Below are 26,567 nucleotides of genomic sequence, written 5' to 3' on the forward strand. Positions count from 1 at the left end.
AAAAAAAGGCAAAAGAAACCCTAGGGTAGCTAGTTATTCACTATCCATTTTTTAAGTTGGCGTTTTTTTATGTTTTAAACGCTTTATAAGCGCGTTTCAGCTTATGTAGGTAGAAATTTTATAAGACATAAGGTGCACATAGTGCAAAAAATTAAGCATGAGACGCCAGATACGTGAGTTTTTTTGTCATTTAATCTGTACAGAGAAGATAAATAAATAGCTTCAGTTTCATGATAAGGGGGTTGGCGAAGGGTGTCAAGTAACTTTTGCATTTAATCCATTTCTATGGCTTATATGATAATCGTTATTGTAGTATAATTTAGAATAATGCAATAGATACCTAAATGTTTTAGCTATTAATTATATGTTGCACAAAAGCATATATTGCCCTACCATCCAAGTAGGTTAGAAATAAAGAGGTTTTTATGAGTTTTACTTTACCTGAATTACCATACGATAAAACAGCTTTGGAGCCTTATATATCTGCAAAAACCTTAGATTTTCATTATGATAAGCACCATAAAGGATATTTAAATAAACTCAACGAGCTAGTTGAAAATACGGATTATCAACATGTAAAAATTGAGGAATTAATAACAAAAGTGCATGGTAATAGCGGCAACTTGCCTATATTTAATAATGCAGCACAAGTTTGGAACCATACTTTTTATTGGAATTCAATGAAAAAAAATGGTGGTGGTAAGCCTAAAGATGGTAGTCTTCTAGCAAAAAAAATTCAAGACGATATCGGTGGCTTTGATAAATTTTATGAAGAATTTTCGAGTCATGGAGTAAGCCAGTTTGGCAGTGGATGGGTATGGTTAGTGCTCGAAAAAGGTAGGTTAGGAAAGCTCAAAATCACCAAGACTCCAAATGCAGATTTGCCAATAATTTATGGCCAAGTGCCACTACTCACTATGGATGTGTGGGAGCACGCCTATTATTTAGATTGTCAAAACCGTAGAATTGACTACATAAAAGTTTTCCTTGATCATTTGATTAATTGGGATTTTGCAGAAGAGAATTTAAAAAAGAACACATAAGATGAATGTACCCCGGGTAACAAAATTAGATAATGGTCTGCGCATAATAACTGAGCAGGTGCGTGATATTGATTCCGTAGCTTTAAGCATACGAGTTGGTGTTGGCAGTAGAGCAGAAAGTGCAAAGCAAAATGGAATATCCCATTTTTTAGAACACATGGCTTTCAAAGGGACGAAGACAAGAACTGCCTTTGAAATTGCAAAAGCTTTTGATGACATAGGTGGAGTTTTCAACGCTAGCACCGGTAGGGAAAGCACCACCTATTATGCAAAAGTCCTCAAGAAAGACATAAAAACTGGTATTGATATATTAATAGATATATTGATGAATTCCACGTTTCCAGAAGATGAATTGGAACGTGAGAAGGGTGTTGTAATACAAGAGATTTTTCAAACTAATGATTCACCAAGTGACATTATTTTCGACAAATATTTTGAGGCAGCTTATAAAGACCAACCATTTGGTAGGTCAATCTTAGGCACGCAAAATACTGTAAAATCTTTTACTCGAGGAGATCTAGATAATTACATAAATGAGCATTACTTTGGTGAGAATATGCTATTTGCCGTTGCAGGAAATGTTGAACATGAAGAAGTTGTTGCATTAACCAAAGATTTTCTCTCAAAGATTCATTCTAAAAAGCTGAAAAAAAGCCAAAATGCGAGCTGTACTGGTGGTGAGTATTTAGAACATCGTAAATTAGATCAGGTACACTTGCTAATTGGTCTACCTAGTGTTTCTCGCCATGACGATAAATATCACACGTTTCAAGTGCTTGATTCTATATTAGGGAGCGGAATGTCATCACGTTTATTCCAGGAAGTAAGGGAAAAGCAGGGATTAGCTTACTCTGTTTATTCATTTAATTCCAGCTATACTAATACAGGAATGTTTTCCATTTTTGCTGGTACAGACAGTAGTAACTTAGATAAGCTTTTAAAATCTATAACGACAGAGTTGAAGAAGTTGTCTACAGATGATCTGAAGGAAGAAGAAGTAAATAGAGTGAAAGAGCGAGTAAAATCCCAAATTTTAATGTCACGCGAAAGTGTTAGCTCACGTGCTGAAACATTGGGACACTACTACGGTAACTATAATAGGTACATCAGTAAAAATGAATTAATAGAAAAAATTAGTGCAGTTACCACTGCTAACGTAAAAAAAGCAGCAGAAGAATTGTTATCTCAGCATGAAAAAACCACTCTAGCTGCAATTGGAGAAATTGAATCATTACCAAGTTACGATAAAGTGGTTTCTATGCTTAAAGCTTAGTGTACTTTAATTATGTTGCTTAAGCTCACTAAAAAGTTCAATGAACGGTTGCAAAATCCTTTCTATAAAAAGTTTGCTTTCTGGTTCATCGCGTATATTACTTATCAGTTTATTCAAAGTTTTCTCGCTGTTTCGTAAAAATAAATAGCTTTCTACTGCTTGCACACCAGACAAGACAGTCAAAATTCCTCCTATCACTAGACAAGCAGCTATAGCAGGTACGGTACCCACTGCAATTGCAGTTGCGATTAATGATAACCCAGCTAAGAATGTAACGGCTGAAACGCAAAACGCTATTTGATGTTTTTCTTTATTGTTAACCATAAATACCTCACAAAAACTATATTTTTAACATACCAGTGTTGTCATGTATTGTCAAGTTTTTAAAGAAGATTAAAAAATGCAACGCACATGTGCAAAAGACGCTAACTATGGATTAGCCAAGGAAGAAAGAGTAGGAAGAGGAAGGCTTTTTCTGTTTTAGGGAATATAAAATAAGCGTAGAAAAATATGAACTAGGTGTATAATTCACAGTGTAGTGGTATCTCACTAATCCAATTATTTTTCTCCCGATCTAGCCTATCATCTAATATAGCCTGCCTTATTGATGCCATTAACTTATTCATAAAGAAAATATTATGAATGGTAACGAGCGTGTAAGCCAGGAGCTCTTTAGCTTTCAGTAAATGGTGTATATAAGCTCTTGAATGTTTTCTGCAGGTAAAACATAAACAGTCACTTTCAATTGGGTTGTTGTCCAGCTCAAATCGTTGATTCCGCAAATTAATATGCTCTTTGCACTTTGAAGAAATAGAATTTCTGTTTTTTACTTTAACAAGTGCGCCACCATGCCTTGCTAAGCGGGTTGGATGCACGCAATCAAACGTGTCAATTCCAAGCTCTACTCCGCGAAAGATGTCCACAATTCCACCAATACCAAGCAAATGAGTAGGCCTGTCTTTTTTCAGGTGGTCCATAGTGAAAGAAACTACATCATGCATCTGCTCTTTACTTTGACCAAGTGATCCACCTATTGCTTGACCAAAAAATGGCAAATCGTTGATAAAATCACAACTTTCTCTACGTAAATCTTGATACACTCCGCCTTGACTAATTCCATACAGTGCCTGCTTGCCATTATTGTTTTTTTCAAATTCATTTAAAGAACGTTCAGCCCATCTGTGGCTCATGAGCATTGATTTTGCTGTGTATTCTTTGCTTACGTGAAATGGAGTGCATTCATCTAAAACTAGGATTAAATCTGCACCTAATTTCTGTTGAATTTGTACAGATTTTTCAGGAGTTAAGCAATAAATTTTACCATTAATGTAAGAACGAAAAATTGCCCCATCCTCATTAATTTTGATCAAAGTTTTTTGTTTTTTTCTTATTCCTTTTATCTCTTCCGAAACTGATCCGTGGCCTAAGCTAAATATCTGATATCCACCTGAGTCAGTTAGCATTGGCCCATTCCATCCTATCATCTTGCGCAAACCACCAAGTTTTGCAACAGTATTCTCTCCTGGTTGAAGCATTAGGTGATAGGTGTTGGAAAGTATGATTTGGGTACCAGCTTCACTTATTCTTTCAATATCTGCAGCTTTAATTGCAGCTTTTGTTGCGCAGAATATAAAAGCGGGGGTTTCTACGCTTCCATTTGGAGTTTTAATTGTTCCAACTCTTGCAGAACCTGATTGCTTGATTCTCTTGAATGAAAATTCTTCTTTCATCTATTTGCCTGAAAGTTCTGTTATGATGTTTTCTACTTTCTCAGGAGTAAGATTTTCATAGAAGTCATTATTGATCTGCACAACGGGAGCATTAACGCATGCACCTAGGCATTCAACTTCTTTTAAAGTGAACAAATTATCTTTAGTAGTCTCACCGATATTGATTCCAAGTTTTTTTTTAAAGGTATTTAAAACTTCTTCACTATTGCACAACCAGCAAGGAGTTGTTCTACAAATTTGTATTAGATATTTGCCTACTGGTTTTAAATTATACATGGTGTAAAAATTTGCCACTTCATATACACGAATATGTGGAATATGCAGCATATCAGCAACATAACGCATAGCAGATTCAGAAACCCATCCGCATTGCTCTTGAACCAGATATAGTAAAGGCATAACAGCACTACCTTCTCTACCTTTGGGATACATCTCTATAAACTTTCCCGCTTTCTTGAGGTTTTCTGATGTAAAACTAAACTGCTCTTCTTTTTCTATCATTCATGAGACTCGTGTAAACTTTAACAGATTATACCTGTAGAACCAATGATTGCAATTGTTGGTTTTTTGAGAAATAGCATAAAGCTTCTTAGCCCTCTTCAAGCTTATATTTACCTTTTAGTATAAAATATTATATTAATTTTTTAATTTTAGTTAAAATTTTCATTGACATTAACACACAGGAGTAATCATAATAGCATTTTATTAATATTTTAAATAAAATTATGTCTATATTAAGAAGATTGCTCGGGATCAACTCAAATACACCGGAAATTAAAGAAGCGATAGGTTTTAATCCAACAAACGTAGAATTAATTGAGGGGAATGGAGTTGCTTACGGACTCAGCTATCAAGATAATGGTAATGGGAGCAGTAAAGTAAAATTACTTATTAGTCCATTATATCAATCAAAAACATACGAATGTGGTACAAATATCAGCGTAGCAAATGAATTCAAAGATCAATTATCTCTCACATTAATAGAAGATTCAGCTGAAATAGATAAAGTTGGAGTTATCTTTCCTGAAGAAGGAATTAGCGAAGAAGGAGAAAAATGCGTTAAAGGCTTATCTTTTAACACTTACGGAATTAAACAATCAGTTAATACTCCTTCAGTTGAACATTTAGATAAAAGAAAATTACAAAAGAATATTGATAATAATAGTCTTGCAAATGTGGGCAATAGTTACTTTCAACCAAGAGCAGTGAAAGTTGGTAATGGTGACGTAATTGTAATCGCCCATAACTTAAAGGATCAAACTTTAGTTTCTTGGTACTTAAAGTCAAGCGAGAGCGGAAAATTTAAGGTATTGACTGGAGAAAAAGGTGTTACAGAAAGAAAATTGTTCAATTTTGATAATCAGGGGCAATTGGCATTAAATGGAAACACGATGCTTTATTCGCAAGTGAGCAAAAGGATTACTAAGGAAAATCAAGAGGTGAGAAAAACACGTATTTTTAAATTTGATATGGCTAAAGTGATTCAGGGTCTGAAGGATGGAGTTAATGGCTTTTTACTTGGTAATCGAAAAGGTCAAATAGATAATAAAGCACTATCTCTTTCTAGAGAACATGAAATAAGCTTTTTGCAGTATGTTGAACAAACGGAAGGAAATGATCTAGTTGCTTTTCTTGAAAATGACCAATCAGCTAATGAGCAGAGGTTACATATAGCAACTCTACTTAAAAATGGATCAGTGTCAGATTTTCCTATCTATCAATTTACAGATCCTATAGAGCAATTATATATTAAAGGCAACGGTCAGGGTGGTTTTATCGTAACTGCGGTAAGTGGAGAAAATATTGTAACTTTTAATCAAAACGGCTCTGGAAAATCTTCTGAAGCAACAATAATACCGGCAAATAGCATCAAAACTCTCAGTGATTTTGTTAATATCATTAACGGTCGATTAACGCCAGATATTATTTCTAGTAGTACCGTGGCTCCTATAACTGTTGCAGAAACGGTTGTGACTTCTAAGAAAACGCCGACTGCTGCAATTACTAGCACAGCAGAAACCGACGCTGTGAAGACTACTAAATTGACAACGGAAGCCGTTGCACCTACTTCTACAATAAGTAAACCTTCAACGGAGTCAACGACAGTAGCAAAAACAACTACTACTTCACAAGCGACCACGGTTGCTACAACGTCAACTAGTGTGCCGATAGTAACTTCAGGGACTGAGACAAGTACTGTAAAACCTACAGCAGCGACTGGTGCGTCGACTTCTACGATGAGTAAACCTTCAACAGAGTCAACGACTCAAACAAGTACAGTAACAGTGAAGCCAACAACAGAAGCCGTTGCACCTACTTCTACAACGAATAAACCTTCAACAGAGTCAACGACTCAAACAAGCACAGTAACAGTGGAACCAACTGCGCCAACAACAAGCTCAGAGAAAACTACACAAACAGTATTTAGTATACCAAGTACTAGAACAAAAGAGTCAACAACTCCTATATTCACCACGACTTTACTTCCTCAGTCTACTTCTTCACCACAACCTACTCAACTTGCTATAGGGTCTAATAAGGCAGGAATGATAGGGGGATCTTTGGTTGGAGCAATAGGTATTGTTGGAATTATAGGATTCATAGCATATAGATATGTTAAGGGTCGTAATGCTGCTCCTGTATTAGAACTAACTGATTTGGGTTATAGAAGGCGATCATCTTCAAGTAGCGATGAAGAAATTTTTACCACTGGTAACAGAATGCGAACTATATATCAATCTGAAACAGTGCTAAATAGTATATCAGTAGAAAGTAGTAGTCGATCAAGAAGTAGCTCATCGTCTTCAAGCGGTGGACCAGGCTCTTGACTAACTGAAGCGGAGTCTAAAAGTGAAAAAAGCTTATCTTGGGATAGTGATGATGTGCCGGAATATCACCTTTAGCTATTTGTCTAAATGTTTTTAATATGTAGACTGTTAGGAAATTGTCTTTTGCTTTTGTGATTTTCATGTTAAAGTATAATTCCTAGGTGAAATAAGTAGCTGCTGTTGTGTGATAAACATAGCAGAGGAAAGTCCGGGCTCCAAGGAAAAATAGTGACGGGTAATGCCCGCCGGAGGTAACTCCAGTTATAGGGCTACAGAAAATTACCGCCTAAAATATTTTTAGGTAAGGGTGAAAAGGTGTGGTAAGAGCACACCATGGCAATGGCAACATTGGTAGTCGAGTAACCAACACTAGGAGCAAGATTAAATAGAAGTAGATTTTATGTTTTCCTCATATCTACTCGGGTAAATCGCATGCGGTAAATGGTAACATTTACTCCAGATAAATAGCTACATAAACAGAACTCGGCTTATATTTCACCTAGGCGTTCACATGATACGTGCGATATAAGCCATGCTATATTTAAATGTGTAGGCATTTCATGCGTTGTCCTTCACTTGTTCTGCTTGATAGCCATCACTACTTTCGCCTACATTAACATTAGAATATTCATCATCATCAATATACTCTTTCAGAACATACCCTCTGCCCCAAACGGTTTCTATGTGGCTTTTTCCATCATTTGCACTTTCAAGTTTCTTACGTAATTTGCACATAAAAACATCAACTATCTTGTTATCTGAAGGTTCATCCAAGCCATTGTAAAGATGATTTAAGAACATTTCTTTTGTTAGTACTGTTCCTTTACGCAGTGCTAGCAATTCTATCATAGAATACTCTTTATTAGTAAGGTGAACCGTTTTACCTTTCACCTCAACAACCCTGTGATCAAAATTGATATTTATATTACCAATCTTTATCACCGATTCAGGATGGCCTTTAGTACGACGCACTATGGCCTTAATTCGAGCTAATAACTCGCTTTTATGAAATGGCTTGGTTAAGTAATCATCGGCACCATACCCGAGTCCTTTAGCTTTGTGATTGACAGCGGATATGCATGAAAGTATTAAGACAGGAACTTTGATTTTTGCACTTCTTAGTCTTAACAATATATCATATCCGTCAATATCACCAGGTAAGTGTATATCTAAAATAACTAGGTCATAGTAATCTCCGTTTGAGGAAACCATATTATTGTTATAATCTTGTGCAGAAGTAACAACGTCACAGAAGTGTCCATCAGAAGTTAAGGCGTTAACCACAGTCTTTGCACTTACTTGATCATCTTCAATTAATAATATACGCATATTTTACACCCCATAAATAATTTATAATTTTAGTAATATATATAACTAAGGAAAGTAATAAATCAAATTTTTATTAACAAATGATCAAAATTACACTTATTAATTAATAGTAAATATATTGTTCCAAAGTTATATAAATAGATCTAAAATATAATAGACATACCATGATAGTAATAATATTTTTAGTAAATATTGAATTAAAGTTACTATTATTAAAAGAATACTTCGGTTAATAAATATTTAACTATTCTATATGTCTGTGTTATATTTTTAATTTACTTATCCTACTATTTTAAAGTATAAGTAATATTTTCAGGAATATTGTGTGGCAATATCAATTTTAGGTGCTGGTGCATGGGGTACAGCAATCGCAATTTCATTAGATAGTAAGAAAGATGTGATTTTGTGGACTCACAATGAAACTACATTTGAATCAATCAACGGGAAAAGAGAAAGTGACAAGCTACCCGGTTGTCGAATTTCTGATAATGTGTCAGTAAAATTGGCTATTGAAGACACAATTAATGCTTCAGTAACAATCCTCGCTGTTCCCACTCAGTCTCTGAGGAAGGTATGTCAGCAATTGCATAATTGTAATCTGAAAAAAGATGTAGCAATAATTTTAGCTTGTAAGGGAATAGAAAAGTCTACATTAAAATTACCTAGTGAAATAGTAAATGAAATTTTACCTAACAATCCTATTGCTATTTTTTCAGGTCCTAGCTTTGCTGTAGAAGTTGCAAGAAAATTACCCTATTCAATGGTTCTTGCATGCCAAAATAACACATTAGGTTCAAAGCTAGTATCAGAGCTGCAACAAGAAAATGTTAAATTGGAGTTTAGTAACGACATTATAGGAGTACAGATTTGTGCAGCGTTAAAGAACGTTTTTGCTATAGCGTGTGGGATTGTTCTAGGTAGTAAACTTGGGTTTAATGCTCATGCAGCATTGATTACGAAAAGTATGAGCGAAATTAAGGCTTTATACTCAGCAAAAATTGGTGACGGTAGTGTGGATATAAATACACTACTTGGGCCAGCATGTCTGGGTGACCTAATTATGACATGCACATCCTTGAATTCAAGAAACTTATCTTTTGGGTTTAAAATAGGTAATAGTGACAATGGCTTTAATGTTCAGCAGATTTTGTCAGAAGGCAAGTCAGTGATTGAAGGTTTTAGCACTGCTGAGTCCATATTTAATTTAGCAGGAAAGCTAAAGATAAAAATGCCTATATGTGAAGCGGTCTATAGATTATTGTATGAAAGCGCCTCTATAGAGGATACTATTTCTGTTCTTATAAGTTAATTTTGTATTTGGATATATTGTGAAATTTTTATATAAATTAATATCAACGTGGTGGCTGTCTGGAACAGTAAAAAAAATGCCAGGTACTGTGGGTAGTTTGGCTTCTTTTCCGCTTGTTCCTGTAATCCTGAGCAACAAAATTTTAGGTGCAGCAATTATTTCTTTTTTATTCTTAATTGGATTATGGTCTACAGGTAATTATATAAAACATTACAAGACTTCATGTGATCCAAAAGAGGTAGTAATTGACGAAGTGGTTGGTCAATTGCTGACGATACTTTTAGTTTCGATATTGTTAAGCCAAGAGATGAATTGTTCTTCATTGTTGTTGTGCTTTTTTTCTTTTAGGTTTTTTGATATAATAAAAACGTGGCCTATAAATTTAATCGATAAAAATACCAAAGGTCCTTTAGGTATTATGCTAGATGACGTTATAGCTGCAATTTTAGCCTGTGTTCTTATAGGAGCCTTTTATTGTTTATTGTTGGTGTATGCAGGATAAAAAAATTTATTATTCAAGCTTAATTGTTCAAAATCTAAAGGATTATATACTGTACACAGCGAATTTATCTGAGTGGGAAGTACACGATGAATTTGATAACATCATATTTACAATAAATGGTACCAGGGAGTCATTATTTAATTTTGTGTTCTGTGGAGATCAATGTACCGAGCTTTCTATACAAAAAACTCTAGATTATCTCAGAACAAGAGATATAGAAGCAACATGGGTAATAAATTCACATATGAAAATAAGAGATATTTTAGAAAAGTGTGAAATAAAACACGTTAGCACACCAAAAAAAGCTTTACTTAATATGAAAAATTACTTTTTACCTGCTGATGTTATTCCAAACTTGAGGTTAAATGCTGTGAATGGTAGCAACCTCTTAGAACAGTTAGATCTACACACTTCTAAAATTTTTTATCATGGCGTTGGAATTGTCAGCACATTTTTTCGCGGATTATCAAATTATGATGATAAGAACTCAAGATTAAGATTTTTTCTTGTAACACTAAATAATGAAATTATTGGAACATGCGGTCTTTATGTTCAAGATAGCGTAGCTGGTTTTTATAGTGATGGAGTTTTACCAATTTACAGGAATCGTGGAATAGGTACCCAAATGGTTTTAGAAAGAATAAAGATAGCTAAACAGCTTGAATGCAAATATATAGTAGCACATTGTATGAAATCTTCTGTGAACCTTTATAAGAGATTGGGCTTTCAAATGTTAGGCAATCTTTACTTATATACCTCTTCAGCATAATTCTGAGCGGTTACAAATTTTTACATTTGTTTTAAAAGTGCTATGTTTTTTTTGTATGAAGTGGTTTTAATATTGATTCTAATATTATTCTTTCTCTCTTATTCTAAATTAAAAATTAGTAATAAGATTAAGAACTTACAGCATCAAAATGTTATCATAAATAATTTAATTGATACTGTGAATGATGGGTTTTATATTTGGGATGCAAAAAAACGTATAGAAAAGTTCTCTCCCAATTTACTAATTTTGCTTAATACTGTTTTTTACTCATTTAATGAGTTTGTGAATTTTTTTGAGCAATCAGAAAGCTTAATCAAAAATTTTGTTGAGGCAAAGGAAATAAATAAATCTTTTACTCTAGATTTAAAGTCAAAAGACAGTGAGGTTTATTGCATATGTTACGGTAGAAGCATAATAGATGATTCTAACAATGTGATAGGTGTGCTGTTATGGATAAGGAATGTCTCAGACTGTAAGATAAAGGCTAACGGACTTGAGTTAGAAAATAGTAAGCTTACACAGGAAGTGGAGAGCTATAAAAACGTTTTCAACTCTTTACCATTTCCAATACTAAGATATAACAAGAGTAGAAAGGTGGAATTTTATAACTTGTTTTATGATAAATATGTAGATGGTTCTAAGAAATTTGCTATTACCGGTAGCGCTCATAGCACAAAACCAGGAAGACATGTCATAACTTATAAGAACGAACCTAAGGTTTTCGATTTTGTTAAAATTCCAATACAAGGTTCTGGTAGCATAGTAATGTATGGGAAAGATGTTAGTGATGCAGAGAAATTATATACTGAATTAAACAGTTATTTAGCTACACAGAAAAATTTGCTTGAGAGGTTACCGGTTGCTATAGTAATATATAGTAAGAATCAAAAGCTAAAATTTTATAATAATGCTTTTATAAAAACCTTTCAATTTGACCCAAAATTTTTGGCATCTTACCCAACTTATCACGAAGTTATGCTTTACCTCTTCGAATCTAAAAAGCTTTTAGAAAAAGAGGATTTTCAAACTATTAGTAACCAAAGACATGAGTTGTTCAAAAAATTATTTGAATCGTACGATGATACGATGCACTTCACAAACGGAAAAGCGTTCAGGGTATTAACAATACCCTACGCTTCGGAAGGTTTGCTGTTCTCTTACGAAGAATGCAAAAGATAATACTTAAACTCCTTCTCTCTCTACCATGAGCTGTTTTACTTTCGCTATTGCTCTTGCTGGATTAAGTCCTTTAGGACAAGTTTTTGTGCAATTCATTATTGTATGACAACGATACAACTTGAATGGGTCGTTTAAAACATCAAGTCTTTCACCTGTCTTATTATCACGGCTGTCAGCAATCCATCTGTAAGCTTGTAATAGTATTGCTGGTCCTAAAAATTTATCACTATTCCACCAGTAGCTTGGGCAACCAGTCGAACAGCAAGCACATAATATACAGTCGGACAAGCCATCTAATTTTTTTCTATCTTCAGAAGATTGAGAGTATTCTTTATTTGGTAGGGCAGGCTTATCTGCTTGTAACCAAGGTTTAATTGATTTGTATTGCTCATAAAATTGGCTCAAATCCGAGACTAGGTCCTTTATTACATACATGTGAGGTAATGGATATATTTTTACGTCACCTTTTATATCATGTATAGATCTAGTACATGCAAGAGTATTGGTTCCGTCAATATTCATGGCACAAGATCCACATATGCCTTCTCTACAAGAACGTCTGAAAGTTAAAGTCGAATCTATTTCATCCTTTATTTTTATTAATGCATCAAGTACCATAGGGCCACAACTATCCATATCAATAAAAAATGTGTCTATTCTAGGGTTTTTCTCGTCATCAGCAGACCAACGGTAAATTTGAAATCTTCTGATGTTTTTTGCTCTAGCAGGAATAGGATAAATTTTGCCCTTTTGATTAATTTTAGAATTCTTTGGCAAAGAAAACTGAACCATATCACTTACCTTTTATTGTTTATAGCTAAAACCCTTTGTAGATAACATATTTTATTATCATCTACTATATTTTTATTAAATTCCTTTTAAATCGCACACATATTGTAGCCAAGCGAAGCTAAAATCTCTCTTTCTAGATTTTTCATTATAATTTCTTCATCTTTTTTTTGGTGATCATAACCAAGTAAATGCAGTAATCCATGCACTAACATGTGTGCAATGTGAGCAAGAATGGGTATATAATACTCATGCGATTCTCTTTTTATTGTGTCTATTGAAATTGCTATGTCTCCTAAATCGCACTCATTAGACAATTGTTCATACGGAAATGATAGTACGTTAGTTGGCTTATCCATTTCTCTAAATTTTAAATTAAGTTGATGTAGCAAGTCATCATCAGCCAGAGCTATTGATATATTTGGTTTATAGTGGTCTATTTTTAATTCTTTTAGAGAAGCATTGATGACACCTAATACAAAATTTTTAGGATTTTCTATAATGCTGTACCATTTCTTGTCAAGAATATTTACTTCTAACATGAGTGACACATCAGTAAGGGTGTCATGCAAATAGCTGACACTGGAATCCAAAAAAGAAGAGTTATAGACCCTTGTGTCATGTACACAACTGTACGAATATTGTACACTAGAAGGATGTCATCCCAGTGCCTAGACACTGGGATCCAGGAATTTTGATTAGACATCAAGTTAGTGAATATAAAAGTAGCTAATCTTATATTAAAACACAACGGCTTTAATGTGGTTGCATTAAGGCTGGATTCCAGTGTCAAGCACTGGAATGACACCTTTGTGTTTGATGCAAAATCGGCTATAACGTTTAATGCACTGCCTTCGAGACAAATATTCATACAGCTGTGCGTTGTGTGCTGAGATGACATCATTTAGGAACTGAAATGACAGGTATTACACATCACTCATCCTTATTATTTCATTCCATTCAATTTCCGAAACTGGGGCAATTGATAAACGTGGTTGTTTTAATATAGTCATATTTTTCAAAAGTGGGTTTTGTTTTATATTATTTAACGTTACTTGGTTATTTAAAGGTTTCAAAAACTTTACATTCACTAATCCGAACTTGGGATCATTAACATGATAATACTCTTTAAATACTTCAACGATTCCAAGTATTGCTTTCTCTTTACCTGTATGATAAAAAAACGCAAGATCGCTTGCTTTCATAATTTTCATGTAATTTTGAGCTTGATAATTGCGCACACCATCCCACTCAACTACCTGCTCCTTTTCCATTTTTTGCCATGAGTATTCACTTGGCTCTGACTTAAGTAGCCAAAATTGCATTATTTTTTTCTTCTTAAGTAAGCTGGTATATCATAGATATTGCTGCCCCACTTAGCTCCTTCGCTTACCTGTTCAGCTGGTTTTGTTTCCAGTGTTTTGTCTTGTGTACTTTCACTTTGACTATATGGCCACTTAAATTTCTCTTTCTCTGAGTCTTCGCTCTGACTTATAGGTGAAGTTTCTGATTTATTATTGCGACCATCAATGCCAGTTGCAAGAACAGAAACTCTAACTCTTCCCTCCATCGCTTGATCAAAAGTAGCACCAAATATTATATTTGCATTTTCATCTACTTCTTCACGCACTCTATTGGCTGCAGCATCAACTTCAAACAGAGTCATATCTCCGCCACCAGTAATGTTAATTAATATTCCTTGCGCACCTTTCATTGATACATTATCAAGCAATGGATTAGATATTGCAGCCTCTGCAGCACTAATTGCTCTATCTTCTCCTTCTGCCTCTCCGGTGCCGATCATCGCTTTGCCCATCTCGCTCATTACTGTTTCTATATCAGCGAAGTCAAGATTGATAAGCCCTGGCATGACCATCAAGTCAGTTACTCCTCTGATGCCAATGTGCAGAACATTATCAGCAAGTTTAAATGCATCAGAAAATGTAGTTTTTTCATTTGCAATTCTAAATAAATTCTGATTTGGAATGACAATAAGTGTATCCACGTATTTTTGCAGTTCTTCAAGTCCAAGCTCTGCAATGCGCATACGGCGCACACCTTCAAAACCGAACGGTTTAGTTACAACTCCAACAGTCAATATCTTTTTTTCTTTTGGCGCTCTATCCTTAACTGCGGCTCTTGCTTCTCTGGCTGCTTTTGCAATTACCGGTGCTGCACCGGTTCCAGTACCACCGCCCATTCCTGCTGTGATGAAAAGCATATGACTATCTTTTATATGCTCCATAATCTCATCAATTGACTCTTCTGCTGCACCTTTGCCAACATCAGGCAAAGCACCAGCACCAAGCCCCTTAGTTAAATTAATGCCAAGCTGAATTTTTTTATCACATAACGACTTTTCTAGTGCTTGAGCATCGGTATTTGCGACAACAAAATTCACTCCTTGCAAATTAGATTGGATCATGTTATTCACAGCATTTCCACCAGCACCACCCACTCCCACAACGGTAATCCTTGGGTGCAATATAGGTAACTCCGGCAGACTAAGATCAATAGACATTTAAATTACTCAAATTTAGCGAATTCACTTGATAATAAGTTACCGCTTTTTTAATAATATGCAAATACTTTTCACTTCTATAGGCGTAAACAGTAAACGGGATTTACTTATTCTTAACATTTATACTAATAAGTGCCGTTAATTATAATAACTAGATTCTTAGATGACATCACTTAACCGATGCAAAAAATAGAAAACGTTTATAAAAAGGGACAGAAACCTATCCCTTTTTATTTTGTTAAAGATTATTAGCTTCCTTATCTTTCTCTTCCCCTTTCAATGCTTCAACCGCAACATCTTTTAATTTTGAGGCAATTTGATATGTTCCATAAAGAACAGCAGCTGCAGCAATTGCCATTATGGCACCCGCAACTATCTGACCAGCAACACCTGTTCCGATAAATCCAGGTAATGAAGCAGCTATTGCTTGATTTGTTCCAACAAAGTAACTGGCAGTCTTAGCAAGAAACCCAGAAGCTTTTGCTGCACTAACAAAGCCTGCTTTCATATGCATTGCTGTAAAGACAACACTTGCAACTGCAAGCGGAAATAATGCTGTTCTCCCTTTATTATGCATAGCGTACTGACCAGCTCCACCAGCAGCACCAGGAATTCCCCAGTATTTTTCAGCTTGTATATATCCTTCTGAAATAGCATGAAAAATGCCATCCCCTTTTCTATACTCATAATTTGTTAATGCCATAACTCTACTCCTTAAATAGAATGTTAAAATTTCATTAAGGAAGCATATAGTAAAAAAAATTGCCTGTCAAGTAAACTAATTTTTTAATATACCTTTATTCTGTAATTGAGCGCTTCAGCAATGTGTGCTCTTTTTACTTCTTCACTTTTTGCAAGATCTGCAATAGTTCTTGCAACTTTTAATACGCGTGTGTAGCCTCGATTGGAAATGTAATTTTCTTTCAGTACGTATTTTAGCAATTCTAACCCTGCCTGATCTGGTTCAGTAAATTTATTAAATGCTTCACCGCTTACTTCTGAATTGCAACGAATATTTAATTCACTATAGCGCTCAGTTTGAACTTTTCTTGCTGCTATCACTCTTTCTCTTATGATTTTAGTACTTTCTCCCTCCACAGAGATTTCAGGAGAGAGTATGCTAACGTTTGGCATTTCAATGCATATGTCTATTCTATCAAGCAATGGGCCTGATATTTTGTTTTTGTAATCTGTGCCACACTTTGGAGCTTTGTTGCACGATCTGCTTGCATCACCTAAATAACCGCACCTGCAAGGGTTCATTGCAGCAATCAGTTGAAAATTTGCAGGGTAGGTTATGTGAGCATTTGCCCTTGCAACGGTAACTTTTCTATCTTCAAGTGGTTGGCGCAGAGAATCAAGCACAAGTCTTGGAAATTCTGGCAACTCATCAAGGAATAACACGCCATTGTGAGCCATGGTAATTTCTCCAGGTTTTGCATTCTTTCCTCCCCCTATCATCGCTGGCATAGAGCATGAATGATGAGGTTCACGAAAGGGACGAGTTACTTTGAATATTTCATTACCAGTTTTTGTTATGCTGGAAATAATATTAACATCAATCATCTCCTGTTCGGTTAAATCAGGCAGCAATCCTATAAAGCGCTTAGCAAGCATTGATTTTCCAGTACCAGGAGGGCCAACAAGAAGCATATTATGCCCACCTGCTGCTGCAATTTCAGCTGCTCTTTTTGCAACAACTTGGCCTTTGATATCCTTCATATCGGGAACCAATCTTTTTTCTTTGGGTGCATCACTATAATTAAAAATTACTGGCTGAATTAATTGCTCACCCTTAAAGTGTCTGATAATATCAGTTAATTTCTCTATAGCCAGAATTGAAACATTCTTCACCCATACAGCTTCTACACCATTTCCTCTCGGGCAAATTACTCCTTTATTGTCCTTTTTTGCATTAATTGCTGTTGGCAGCACACCTGAAACTGGAATAACTCTGCTATCAAGAGCCAGTTCACCCATGATTATATAAGACTGAACTTTTTCAACTGGTATCACATTCATTACAACAAGTAGTCCAATAGCAATAGCCAAGTCATAATGACTGCCTTCTTTCAGCAAATCCGCAGGGGAGAGATTAACTGTAATTCTTTTTGGAGGTAGTAGTAGATTGATTGAATTTAACGCTGCTCTGATGCGTTCTTTGGATTCCGCAACAGTTTTATCTGGCAATCCAACAATATTAAAAGCTGGAATACCATTTGCCATATGAATTTGTGCATTGACATTTACTGTGCTAATTCCCTGAAGCGCAACGGTATTTATATTTGCAATCATAATATATTATATAAAATTGTTAATACAATATATTAAAGAAGCGATGAAGTAAAGGCTACAGCAATTAAAGATGGCTTAACTTAGCAAAAAAGTGTAGTATTCTATCACTTTGCTGATTACAAATGTTTATAAGGATAATCACTTTTTTCTTACTATATTCAAGTACGACTTTTTGTAGTGATTGTAATTTTAATTTACCATACTGTGGGCTCAGTTGTAATCTAGATCTATCATATAGAAATTTAAGTAATATAAAAAAATTATTGAATAACGACGATAAGTTTGTTGCGCTTACGTTTGATGATGGACCTTCCAACAATAGAATAAACGATATTATTAATGTTCTGGAAAGCTATGAAGCAAAAGCAACATTTTTTGTGCTTGGTGAACGTATAAATGAAAAAACGTCTGAAATAGTAAAGAAAATTCATGAATCAGGTCATGAGTTAGGCAATCACTCTTGGTCGCATAGGAAGTTGACATCACTTTCAAGTGAGGAACAATTGCAAGAATTGGAAAAGACAAATACAGCAATTAAAAATGCAATAAAACAAGATGTAAAATGGTTTCGTCCGCCATATGGATGTTATGACGATAATCTGATTGAAAATACTGATCAATTAAATATGTATTCAATATTATGGACAGTTGATTCGCTAGATTGGCAAGGTGATAAGCCAGAAACTTTAGTTGAAAGAGTTTTAAGTAATGTACATAATGGAGCAGTTATACTGTTTCATGATCACAATAACAGGTCAAACACAATTGAAGCTTTACCTCATATTATTAAAATACTAAAAAAATCAGGTTATAAGTTTGTGACCTTAAGTGAGTGGGAAAAAAGGGTTTGTAATACGGTAAAAGCCAGAAGTGTAACAATAAAAGAGGGGAAAAAAGTGTGTTTTGAAGGAATGTTATGTGGACAAAAAACAAAGTCTTTAACCGCAGAGCATTCATATTAGGTGGTATTCAGCTTACCATTTCTGCGGTTTTTAGTTGCAGGTTATATAATTTACAAATACGAAACAGACAAAAGTACGAAGCACTATCTAATAGTAATAGAATAAGAGTTGCTACTATTATGCCTAAGCGGGGCAAAATTTTAGATAGGAATAGCATTGAACTTGCGGTAAACAAAATTTCGTATGTTGTTTTGTTTGATGGTTCTGGTAAGGAAGTTGATTTGCAGACATTATCAGAAGTCGAGTCTAAAATAGCAAAATCGTCAGAAAAAATAACTGCTCTTTATAAACGTTATTACCCGTTTGGTTCAATGTGTTCTCATGTAATCGGATATACAAAAAGACAGCAAGGCATAAGCGAAGTAGGAATCAGCGGTATTGAATATACATATGATCATATATTGAAAGGCAAGTCAGGAAAATCTGAGCAGGAAATAAATTCTAAAAAACGCGTCATAAAAGAATTATCAAGCATACCACAACAAGACGGACAAGATGTACAACTGACAATTGATATTAATCTGCAAGAGAAAACCGCAGAGGTATTTAAAGATCACCAAGGCTCCGCAGTGGTAATTGATGTAAATAATGGAGAAATTTTAGCATTATATAATTCACCTTCTTACGATAATAATCTTTTTGCTAGCAGGCTATCAAATGAGACTTGGGAGAGCTTGAATGCTCCTTCATTGCCGCTCGTGAATCGTGCGTTATCATATCAGATTCCACCTGGTTCAATATTTAAAATAATAGTTGCGCTTGCAGCTTTAAAAGACGGGATAATAACACCAGAAGAGAAATTCTCGTGCAAGGGCTATATGAAAATAGGTGAGCGGAAATTTCGTTGTCTGAAAAGCAAAGTCCATGGGTATGTATCTTTAAATGAGGCAATGGCATTATCATGCAACACTTACTTTTATAATATAGGGAAAAAAATAAGTGTAGACTCTCTAGTAGAAATGGCCAGAAAATTTGGTATTGGAAGTGGGCCACTGATTGGAACGTTTAAAGAAGAAGCTCCAGGGTTGTTGCCAGATAGAGATTGGCGTACACGAAAGCTATATTCGCAGTGGTATTTAGGTGACACTATCAACTTAGTTATAGGACAAGGGTATATGCTTACAACACCACTACAGCTTGCAGTTCTTGCAGCGAGGATTGCAACAGGAAAAGAGGTAATTCCCCGCATTAAGATGAATGAAACGATACAAGATTTTCCCGATATTGATGTGGATTGTGAGCATCTTAGCATAGTTCGAAAAGCTATGTTTGATGTGGTGAATTCTAAAACTGGAACCTATAAGAAAGGGCTAAGCGGTATACAAATTGCCGGCAAAACCGGTACACCAGAAATAAACTCTAAGGGTGAAAGTCATAAGTTATTTATCGCCTATGGCCCTTACCATAACCCGCGCTATGCAATCTCTGTGTTTATAGAACACGGCAAAGCCCCACGCCAAGATGTTGCAATTGCTAATGAAATATTTCAGTATATGCTTGAAACTATGAGTATTAAACTTCTTGCATAACCATATAACAAACTTTTATTGGGAATAGAAACGAAAAAACTTACTTGACACCCTTCGCCAGCGCCCTTATCATGATAGTGAAGCTATTGTATTTGCTTTCGCCAATCTGCAGATTAAAAGGTAAGGATTACTTAATGTATCGGCGTCTTATGTTCAATTTTTTGCAGTATATAGATACTGTATGTCTTTACAAAACTTCATCTACATCTAGATTTTTATCTAAATAAGCTGAACGCGCTTATAAAGCGTTACAAGACATCAAAAAATGCCAATACTCGACAGAGATAGTAAAAGACTAGCTAACTCGGGGATTCTTTGTCTTTTTTTCTGCTTAGTAAATTTCTTAAACATTTGCAGCGTAAGTTAGTTGCAATTAAAAGCGGCTGAATCTCGCTTGTCAAGCGTTTAAAACATAAAAAACGCCAATATTTTAAAGCGGATAATAACCACGGGGCTTCTTTTGCCTTTTTTTTTATTTGGTAAATTCCTTAATATTTATAGCTAAACAACAACCGTCATCCCGCTACGTGTTAGCGGCTAAGAGATACCGCGGCGGCATGACCTCGTCATTCCCCTACGTGTTAGCGGGATCTAGAGATACCGCGGCGGTATGACGGTTCGCGCGGTGGCATGACCTCGTCATCCCGCTACGTGTTAGCGGGATCTATGCTTTGAGATACCGCGAATGAATCGCGGTATGACGGTGTAATGATGGTTAAGTAATTCGTCATCCCGCTACGTGTTAGCGGGATCTATGTTAAGGTATAGTAGGGGATCTATGTTAAGAGATACCGCGAATGAATCGCGGTATGACGGTTCGCGGCGGTATGACAATAAGCTCGTCATTCCGCTACTCGTTAGCGGAATCTATGCTGAGATATCGCGGCGGTATGATGTAGGGAAACCTTTCTTGGGTTAGCTATATCAATAGCATTGCTTTAAAAAGAGTGCCCATATTTTCAGTCAACCTTAGGAATTCACTAAAGATCCTATTCTTTTGTTCATCACTTGCGCTTTTCATTAAAGCCTGGGTTCTTTCTTTTATGCCAAAAAGATATAAAAATTCCCTTTGAGTTAAAATCTCACAATCTACATGCTTTAATGAATCTCTTAACGCTTGAAAGTTCACAAGTGCGGTAATATCACTATTACCAACATTCTCAAGAAAATTAGCATACTTATGTTGTTTTATCGATTGCAAAGTGCTCTTATATGCGGGGTATACATAACCGTAATCTACAATCAAAGCAGCTCCTTTATTATTATATATCTTCTTCTCAAGTTTTTTTAATATTTCAACCCCAACTGAACATATTTCCACCACTGCACCATTAAAAAATTTTCCATTTGTCATCTGAGTAGCTGACACTGGAATCCATGATTCTTTTTTTCTGGATTCCAGTGTCACGCACTGGCATGACACCAAGAGACTGCCATCATCTTGTTTTGTCACCATATTTTCATACCACCCCTCATCATGATATACAAACTGATCTATCGGAAGAGCGTCAAAGAACTCATTTGCTAAAAAAATGGTTGGTTGTTCTGGTAGGTTGTCAATATTTTTGTGCCAATTAACATCTAAGCTTTTTAATTTTTCCTTTTGTATCTTCCGTAAAGTAGGGCTTATTTCAACTAAGTGGATCAACATTGAATTAAAAAAGCTGCTGTATTTTTTAGTGACTCTTATTATATCGTGAATGAGTGTTCCTTTGCCTGGCCCAAGTTCAACTAGAGAAAATTTTGATGGCTTTCCTAATTTTTCCCATGTATGCATTATCCAAACTGCAATTACTTCACCAAATAATTGGCTGATCTCAGGTGCGGTAGTAAAATCACCATCCTTACCAAGCGGTAATTTACTTGTATAATAGCCGTATTTTTCATGGTACAAAACGGCATTCATGAAATCACTGATGGATATTGATCCTTGACTTTTGTCAATTAATTCGTGTATATAAGAGAGCATGTTATTAATAAATGTTTAACTATAGCGTGCCATAATATAAAATAGTAGAGTATTTATATATATAGTATACACTTAAGTTTGTGAGTAATAGTGCTTCAGTTATGGACGACAAAAACACCGATTATGTTGCCCTTATAGCTCAAGATGATAGTATTGAATACAAATTTGAAGAAGCTGTCAATTTTATAGAAAACAAGGTTATAAATGCTGATGGGCTAACTTTAGCGGAAGTGTTTCAAGTGCTAGTTCAAATGCTAGATGGTGATCTAGCATTGGTAAAAAAAGTACTAGCATATGCTAATATTATGGCAAAGCATGGAATGAAGGTAGCAAAAGAGTCGCAATTAAGCAGAGCTGATGTTCGCCGAGCTTTGGAAGGTAGAGAAAGTGTTGTCAATAGACAAGATTTTATAAAGAAACCACCTCTTCCACCTGCTATAAAATCGACCAAAAAGAAAAGTAGAGGTCTTTAGATGGCTGAATCTATAAAAAAATTTACTGTACAATGTGACTTCAAAGGACAAAGTTCACCTTTTGCAATATACATAGGAAATCCAAAAAGTGATGCTCATCCAATTCATCATCAAGATTCCTGGCTTGTAAAAGAACGTGGAGGGAATATTCCTAATAAAGTAAAAGAAAGTCTACAAAAATTATATAAATTATCTCAAGAAAATGGAGTCTCTTTCTCAGAGTTATGTGCGTATGCCATTACTGTGGTTAGTAATAATGATAAAAAAAGTGACGACAAGGAGTAAGATAGTTTAATCCCTCAATATTTCATTTATAGAGATTTTCGATCTCGTCTTTTCATCCACTTTTTTTACTATGACTGCACAATAGGTTGAAATGTTATTTTTAGATGGAATAGACCCTGGTATCACTACAGAATAAGGCGGCACTTCGCCATAAAATACCTTGCTAGTTTCTCTATCAATAATCTTTGTTGATGCCCCAATAAACACACCTATGCCAAGGACTGATCCTTCTCTCACTACCACACCCTCGGCCACTTCGCTACGTGCTCCAATAAAGCAATTATCTTCTATAATGACAGGTGAAGCTTGAATAGGCTCAAGAACTCCACCTATTCCCACTCCACCGGAAATATGACAGTTTTTTCCTATTTGCGCACAGCTACCAATCGTTGACCAGGTATCTATCATTGTTCCTGAATCAACATATGCACCAACGTTGATAAAACTTGGCATTAGAACAACATTTGTACCTATATAAGCAGATCGGCGAACAAAACACCCAGGAACTGCTCTAATTTTTAACCGGCGAAATTTCTCCTCATTCCATTCACTAAACTTGTTACCGATCTTATCAAACCAGCAATTAGTATTATCTATTATTTTATTTTCTTCGGTGAGAAAATGTAATAATATTGCCTGCTTTATCCACTTATGTACTACCCATTCTCCACTTGATAGCTTTTCTGCTACTCTAATTTTGCCACTATCAAGGAGCTCAATTACCTCTTTAATTGCTATTCTTGCTGTTTTCTTTAGATTACAGTCATTAAATTTTTCTCTATTTTTCCAAATATTTTCTATCTCACTCTGTGTTTTTTTTAGTTGCAAACCTTCCATTTGTTATATATATATTGATATTAAATTTGTAGCTCTGTATCATTTGAGCTTGTTACTACTTTATACGTAAGTGCTATGAAAATACAATGTTATAATTGTACTAAGACTTATTTAGTATCTCACGAGCAAATAGGTGCATCTGGAAGAAAGGTAAAATGTACGAACTGCAATCACATATGGTATGAATATCTAGAAGAAGTGTCAAACAAATCGCACTCTGCTAATATACAGGAAAAAAAAGTTAGTGGAAGGAATTTTTTACAAAATCTAGCATTTACCACTCTAGCTTTTGCAACAGCTACAGGGTTATGCGTCGTAATTGCTAATGGCATCTTTCCTAGAGAGATGAACAAAGCATACAAAACGATCAGTTTATACAAGGATTCAATAAGCTATAAATTAGGGTACAAAAAAGAACAAACAGAAAGTCCAAATGTAAAAAAACTTGCTGTAAATAAGTTTTATCAAGACTACCTTTTTTTATCTAATTTAAGATCTAGTTAAATAGGCATACCGATATTAGTATCCAGTTTCTATAGCTACTCAGATGGTGCGCATAGTATTAGGGTGACAGAGTTTTAAAAATAAGTTATTTTTTAGCAAAAAAGGCAGCTCATGAGTATTAAAATTGCACCTTCTATACTTTCAGCAGATTTTGCAAAATTAGGGGAAGAAGTAAGAAAAATTAGCGATTTAGGTGTGGATTACATACACATAGACGTTATGGATGGGAATTTCGTTCCAAATATTACAATTGGTCCTAGCGTTGTTTCTGCAATACGTAAATATAGCAATCTTCCTTTTGATGTGCATTTAATGGTCACATCTCCTGGTAACCACATTGAAAGCTTTATAAATGCTGGTGCTGATATTATCACTGTACATGCAGAAGCAGAGATACACCTTGAGAGGTTGATAAGAAAGATAAAGTCATACAAAAATGTAAACGACGAAAAAAAACCGATTCAAGTTGGAGTTTCAATTGTTCCTTCAACTTCTCCAAGTGTGCTTGAATACATAATACATGAGCTAGATATTGTGCTGATTATGACAGTCAACCCTGGCTTTGGAGGACAGGAATTCATTCATTCACAGTTGAACAAGATATCTACTATAAAAAAAATGATACAGGAGCGTAATCTTAAAACACAAATTTCAGTAGATGGTGGAATTAACTTTTCTAACGCAGCTGATATAATAAAAGCAGGTGCTGATATTTTAGTTGCGGGATCGGCGATATTCAAGGCTGAAGATATTAAGAAGGCCGTAAACGATCTTAAAAATCTATTGTTGTGACCCTATATAGCTAAAGTGGCTTAGGTTTACCTACAATTTGAAAAACAACAAATTCGTCATTCCGCTACTCGTTAGCGGAATCTATGCTGAGATACCGCGGCGGTATGACGTAGAAAAACCTTTCTTGGGTTGTATCCGTTCAGCTAAGCGGTGTGAGAGATGATAGATAAGAGGTTTTGGAAAGCCCATTTGTTTCCATGTCAAGTATAATGAAATTATCCGTTCAAGTTCCCCGCTTCGATTGGGTAAAATATGAATTTTTGCGATAAACGACATAATGCCGTATCTGCTGTTCAGCATGGTTGTTTGTCAGCGGAATGTTTTCTGGGTCATCTAAAAAATTCCACATTATTCTTTCAGATTTCAAAATATTTTTTGCAACTCGAGAAGCTCCAATTGCTTCAGGTAAACGGCTTCAAGTAATACCTTGTACGTTTTCGCAATTTTCTGGCACGTCTGGTAAATCTAAAAACATCTATCTCATTTTTTAGCAAGGCCTTTTTTAGTGCAAATAATTCAGTGGCTACGTTTCTTAAGTAACAGCCCAGAACTTTAACTTCAACTATGTGCTAATCTTTCAAAATCTCTTGATAAATGTGCCCAACAGATTTGCCTGTTTTTATCGGCAAAGTAGTTGTATGCTGCGTACCTGTCGTAAGCTATTGCGATTGCAGAACTTACTATTTTGTAAAACCTTCATTCCTCTTGACTCTGTCAATTTTATAAAACTTGCTGTATTACTGGCAAACATCCAGCACCAACCAAGTTTACTTTTGTTATAATGGCTCGTTTCATCGATATGCAGAACTTCACTTTTACTTACTTCTTGCTCGATTTGCTCATATGCTTCTTGGCATTTTTCTGCAACTCTAGCCTCGCTATTTGACACGCTACCAACACTGATGTCCAGGTTGAAAATATTTTTTATAATATTTGCTACTTCTCTTTTCGAGTTCTTGTAAAATCCGCTCAGCGCCGCGATTGTTGACTTAACTTTTGGACCAAATGTATCCGCAGTAACACCTTCTGGTAGCCTGCTACTTTTTCTTTTTCCACACTTGCAACAGCGGCCATTGGTATTCCACAACATAAGCTGGCAAATCAACTTTTTGATGAATGTATGGCTCTTTCGATATCGCAATTTCTCCTCCGCACTCGCAAGAACTCTATTTTCACCACTTCATCTGCTTCCATTTTAGGGCGATACTTTCCTTCATGCCCAATCTGTGCCCCTATTTTCCTGTCACTTTTTTTCTTTTTCTTCTTTAGCTTGTATAACTCTTTTGAGCTCGGTATCGATGAATTTTGTGAATTCAGACCTAGTCTTTCTTTCAATTCAGCATTTTCGATTCTTAGCGCCTTATTCTCAGATCTAAAATTTTCGTTTTCTATCTCTAACCTCTTTATCTCTGCTTTTAGTTGCTCTATCTCTATTTTAAAGCTTTCACAGAGCTTGAGAAGACTAGCTAGTAGATCAGACATATTTACCACACATACTACTTGTGATATTATGTTTTTAGCACTCCTTGTCTACTTTTTATTTTACCGCTCCGCTGAACGGATACCTTTTTTTTACTGTTTGAGTATGTAAGGATTATGACGACCTCACTGCCATTAAGTTAAGGAAAAAGTGTTAGAATGTATTATAA

At 35.3% G+C, this 26,567-nt stretch carries 27 protein-coding genes, 1 other RNA gene and 1 pseudogene; 16 read left to right on the forward strand and 13 right to left on the reverse strand.

Annotated elements, in window-relative coordinates; all coding sequences use genetic code 11:
* Positions 1-425: 425 nt before the first annotated feature.
* Both DEF52_RS04260 and DEF52_RS04265 read left to right on the forward strand, forming a co-directional pair.
* A complete protein-coding gene (locus DEF52_RS04260) occupies positions 426-1,043 on the forward strand; it encodes a superoxide dismutase (protein WP_151807956.1) in 618 nt (205 codons plus the stop codon).
* A gap of 1 nt (position 1,044) precedes the next feature.
* Complete coding sequence (locus tag DEF52_RS04265; protein WP_151807957.1) at positions 1,045-2,316, forward strand: M16 family metallopeptidase; 1,272 nt, start codon at positions 1,045-1,047, stop codon at positions 2,314-2,316.
* Positions 2,317-2,322: 6 nt separating this feature from the next.
* Here the strand turns inward: DEF52_RS04265 and DEF52_RS04270 are convergent, their stop codons facing one another.
* The 3 genes from DEF52_RS04270 to nuoE all read right to left on the reverse strand — a co-directional run bounded on the left by DEF52_RS04270 (position 2,323) and on the right by nuoE (position 4,547).
* Entirely contained in the window at positions 2,323-2,640 is a 318-nt protein-coding gene (locus tag DEF52_RS04270) for a WD_0736 family protein (protein WP_010082444.1), read from the reverse strand.
* Between the two features lie 191 nt (positions 2,641-2,831).
* Complete coding sequence (gene tgt / locus DEF52_RS04275; protein WP_151807958.1) at positions 2,832-4,046, reverse strand: tRNA guanosine(34) transglycosylase Tgt; 1,215 nt, start codon at positions 4,044-4,046, stop codon at positions 2,832-2,834.
* Positions 4,047-4,547: an NADH-quinone oxidoreductase subunit NuoE gene (gene nuoE / locus DEF52_RS04280; RefSeq protein ID WP_010962799.1), complete on the reverse strand. Its 501-nt coding sequence runs from the start codon at positions 4,545-4,547 to the stop codon at positions 4,047-4,049.
* Positions 4,548-4,771: 224 nt separating this feature from the next.
* Between nuoE and DEF52_RS04285 the strand changes: the two genes are divergently transcribed.
* Both DEF52_RS04285 and rnpB read left to right on the forward strand, forming a co-directional pair.
* Complete coding sequence (locus DEF52_RS04285) at positions 4,772-6,874, forward strand: hypothetical protein (RefSeq protein WP_044471262.1); 2,103 nt, start codon at positions 4,772-4,774, stop codon at positions 6,872-6,874.
* 157 nt (positions 6,875-7,031) lie between these two features.
* Positions 7,032-7,381: RNase P RNA component class A (gene rnpB / locus DEF52_RS04290), an RNA gene on the forward strand.
* A gap of 51 nt (positions 7,382-7,432) precedes the next feature.
* Here the strand turns inward: rnpB and DEF52_RS04295 are convergent.
* Positions 7,433-8,203 (reverse strand): response regulator transcription factor, encoded by a 771-nt coding sequence (locus tag DEF52_RS04295; protein ID WP_010962797.1) that lies wholly within the window; start codon positions 8,201-8,203, stop codon positions 7,433-7,435.
* A 325-nt stretch (positions 8,204-8,528) separates the two neighbouring features.
* On the opposite strand from DEF52_RS04295, the gene DEF52_RS04300 reads away from it, so the two are divergent.
* From DEF52_RS04300 to DEF52_RS04315, 4 genes are read left to right on the forward strand one after another with little or no spacing between them, the layout of a single operon-like run.
* Positions 8,529-9,512 (forward strand): NAD(P)H-dependent glycerol-3-phosphate dehydrogenase, encoded by a 984-nt coding sequence (locus tag DEF52_RS04300; protein WP_151807959.1) that lies wholly within the window; start codon positions 8,529-8,531, stop codon positions 9,510-9,512.
* A gap of 19 nt (positions 9,513-9,531) precedes the next feature.
* On the forward strand, positions 9,532-10,014 hold the full coding sequence (locus DEF52_RS04305) for a phosphatidylglycerophosphatase A family protein (protein WP_006279290.1): 483 nt from the start codon (positions 9,532-9,534) through the stop codon (positions 10,012-10,014).
* Positions 10,004-10,783, forward strand: coding sequence for a GNAT family N-acetyltransferase (locus DEF52_RS04310; protein WP_006280097.1), 780 nt, complete (start codon positions 10,004-10,006; stop codon positions 10,781-10,783). The genes DEF52_RS04305 and DEF52_RS04310 overlap by 11 nt, the downstream gene beginning before the upstream one ends.
* 42 nt (positions 10,784-10,825) lie before the next feature.
* Entirely contained in the window at positions 10,826-11,962 is a 1,137-nt protein-coding gene (locus tag DEF52_RS04315) for a hypothetical protein (protein ID WP_010962793.1), read from the forward strand.
* Between the two features lie 3 nt (positions 11,963-11,965).
* Here DEF52_RS04315 and DEF52_RS04320 read toward each other — a convergent pair whose 3' ends face one another.
* Positions 11,966-12,754: a succinate dehydrogenase iron-sulfur subunit gene (locus tag DEF52_RS04320; protein WP_010082472.1), complete on the reverse strand. Its 789-nt coding sequence runs from the start codon at positions 12,752-12,754 to the stop codon at positions 11,966-11,968.
* Between the two features lie 86 nt (positions 12,755-12,840).
* Positions 12,841-13,293, reverse strand: coding sequence for an rRNA maturation RNase YbeY (gene ybeY, locus DEF52_RS04325; protein WP_151807968.1), 453 nt, complete (start codon positions 13,291-13,293; stop codon positions 12,841-12,843).
* Positions 13,294-13,317: 24 nt separating this feature from the next.
* Here ybeY and DEF52_RS06785 point away from each other — a divergent pair, with 24 nt between their 5' ends.
* Both DEF52_RS06785 and DEF52_RS06595 read left to right on the forward strand, forming a co-directional pair.
* On the forward strand, positions 13,318-13,449 hold the full coding sequence (locus tag DEF52_RS06785) for a hypothetical protein (RefSeq protein WP_259348783.1): 132 nt from the start codon (positions 13,318-13,320) through the stop codon (positions 13,447-13,449).
* A gap of 15 nt (positions 13,450-13,464) precedes the next feature.
* A complete protein-coding gene (locus DEF52_RS06595) occupies positions 13,465-13,644 on the forward strand; it encodes a hypothetical protein (protein ID WP_022626337.1) in 180 nt (59 codons plus the stop codon).
* Positions 13,645-13,677: 33 nt separating this feature from the next.
* On the opposite strand, the gene DEF52_RS04335 is transcribed toward DEF52_RS06595, so the two are convergent.
* The 4 genes from DEF52_RS04335 to DEF52_RS04350 all read right to left on the reverse strand — a co-directional run bounded on the left by DEF52_RS04335 (position 13,678) and on the right by DEF52_RS04350 (position 17,567).
* Entirely contained in the window at positions 13,678-14,076 is a 399-nt protein-coding gene (locus DEF52_RS04335; RefSeq protein ID WP_007549395.1) for an EVE domain-containing protein, read from the reverse strand.
* Positions 14,076-15,272 carry a cell division protein FtsZ gene (gene ftsZ / locus DEF52_RS04340; protein ID WP_010962790.1) on the reverse strand — a complete coding sequence of 399 codons (1,197 nt, stop codon included), beginning with the start codon at positions 15,270-15,272 and terminating at the stop codon, positions 14,076-14,078. The genes DEF52_RS04335 and ftsZ overlap by 1 nt, the downstream gene beginning before the upstream one ends.
* A gap of 238 nt (positions 15,273-15,510) precedes the next feature.
* Positions 15,511-15,975 (reverse strand): hypothetical protein, encoded by a 465-nt coding sequence (locus DEF52_RS04345; RefSeq protein ID WP_151807961.1) that lies wholly within the window; start codon positions 15,973-15,975, stop codon positions 15,511-15,513.
* 83 nt (positions 15,976-16,058) lie between these two features.
* Positions 16,059-17,567, reverse strand: coding sequence for a YifB family Mg chelatase-like AAA ATPase (locus DEF52_RS04350; protein ID WP_151807962.1), 1,509 nt, complete (start codon positions 17,565-17,567; stop codon positions 16,059-16,061).
* Positions 17,568-17,689: 122 nt separating this feature from the next.
* Between DEF52_RS04350 and DEF52_RS04355 the strand changes: the two genes are divergently transcribed.
* On the forward strand, positions 17,690-18,529 hold the full coding sequence (locus tag DEF52_RS04355) for a polysaccharide deacetylase family protein (RefSeq protein ID WP_151807963.1): 840 nt from the start codon (positions 17,690-17,692) through the stop codon (positions 18,527-18,529).
* Positions 18,484-20,058 carry a penicillin-binding transpeptidase domain-containing protein gene (locus tag DEF52_RS04360; protein ID WP_151807964.1) on the forward strand — a complete coding sequence of 525 codons (1,575 nt, stop codon included), beginning with the start codon at positions 18,484-18,486 and terminating at the stop codon, positions 20,056-20,058. The genes DEF52_RS04355 and DEF52_RS04360 overlap by 46 nt, the downstream gene beginning before the upstream one ends.
* Positions 20,059-20,977: 919 nt before the next feature.
* Here DEF52_RS04360 and DEF52_RS04370 read toward each other — a convergent pair.
* The gene (locus tag DEF52_RS04370) at positions 20,978-22,027 is read right to left on the reverse strand and encodes a class I SAM-dependent methyltransferase (RefSeq protein WP_151807965.1); all 1,050 of its coding nucleotides are present in this window, start codon (positions 22,025-22,027) and stop codon (positions 20,978-20,980) included.
* Positions 22,028-22,128: 101 nt separating this feature from the next.
* Between DEF52_RS04370 and DEF52_RS04375 the strand changes: the two genes are divergently transcribed.
* Both DEF52_RS04375 and DEF52_RS04380 read left to right on the forward strand, forming a co-directional pair.
* Entirely contained in the window at positions 22,129-22,500 is a 372-nt protein-coding gene (locus tag DEF52_RS04375) for a hypothetical protein (protein WP_077188297.1), read from the forward strand.
* Complete coding sequence (locus tag DEF52_RS04380; protein ID WP_010962783.1) at positions 22,501-22,785, forward strand: DUF2610 domain-containing protein; 285 nt, start codon at positions 22,501-22,503, stop codon at positions 22,783-22,785. It abuts the gene before it with no gap.
* 6 nt (positions 22,786-22,791) lie between these two features.
* Here DEF52_RS04380 and dapD read toward each other — a convergent pair whose 3' ends face one another.
* A complete protein-coding gene (gene dapD / locus DEF52_RS04385) occupies positions 22,792-23,622 on the reverse strand; it encodes a 2,3,4,5-tetrahydropyridine-2,6-dicarboxylate N-succinyltransferase (protein ID WP_151807966.1) in 831 nt (276 codons plus the stop codon).
* 75 nt (positions 23,623-23,697) lie between these two features.
* Between dapD and DEF52_RS04390 the strand changes: the two genes are divergently transcribed.
* Both DEF52_RS04390 and rpe read left to right on the forward strand, forming a co-directional pair.
* Positions 23,698-24,126, forward strand: a complete 429-nt coding sequence (locus DEF52_RS04390) for an MJ0042-type zinc finger domain-containing protein (protein ID WP_151807967.1) — start codon at positions 23,698-23,700, stop codon at positions 24,124-24,126.
* A gap of 111 nt (positions 24,127-24,237) precedes the next feature.
* Positions 24,238-24,918: a ribulose-phosphate 3-epimerase gene (rpe, locus tag DEF52_RS04395; RefSeq protein WP_007549508.1), complete on the forward strand. Its 681-nt coding sequence runs from the start codon at positions 24,238-24,240 to the stop codon at positions 24,916-24,918.
* Positions 24,919-25,061: 143 nt separating this feature from the next.
* Here rpe and tnpC read toward each other — a convergent pair.
* Positions 25,062-26,400, reverse strand: a pseudogene (tnpC, locus tag DEF52_RS04400) (IS66 family transposase).
* Positions 26,401-26,567 lie beyond the last annotated feature (167 nt).

The sequence above is a fragment of the Wolbachia endosymbiont of Nasonia oneida genome (genome assembly GCF_009012935.1).
Classification (GTDB): Bacteria; Pseudomonadota; Alphaproteobacteria; order Rickettsiales; family Anaplasmataceae; genus Wolbachia; species Wolbachia pipientis.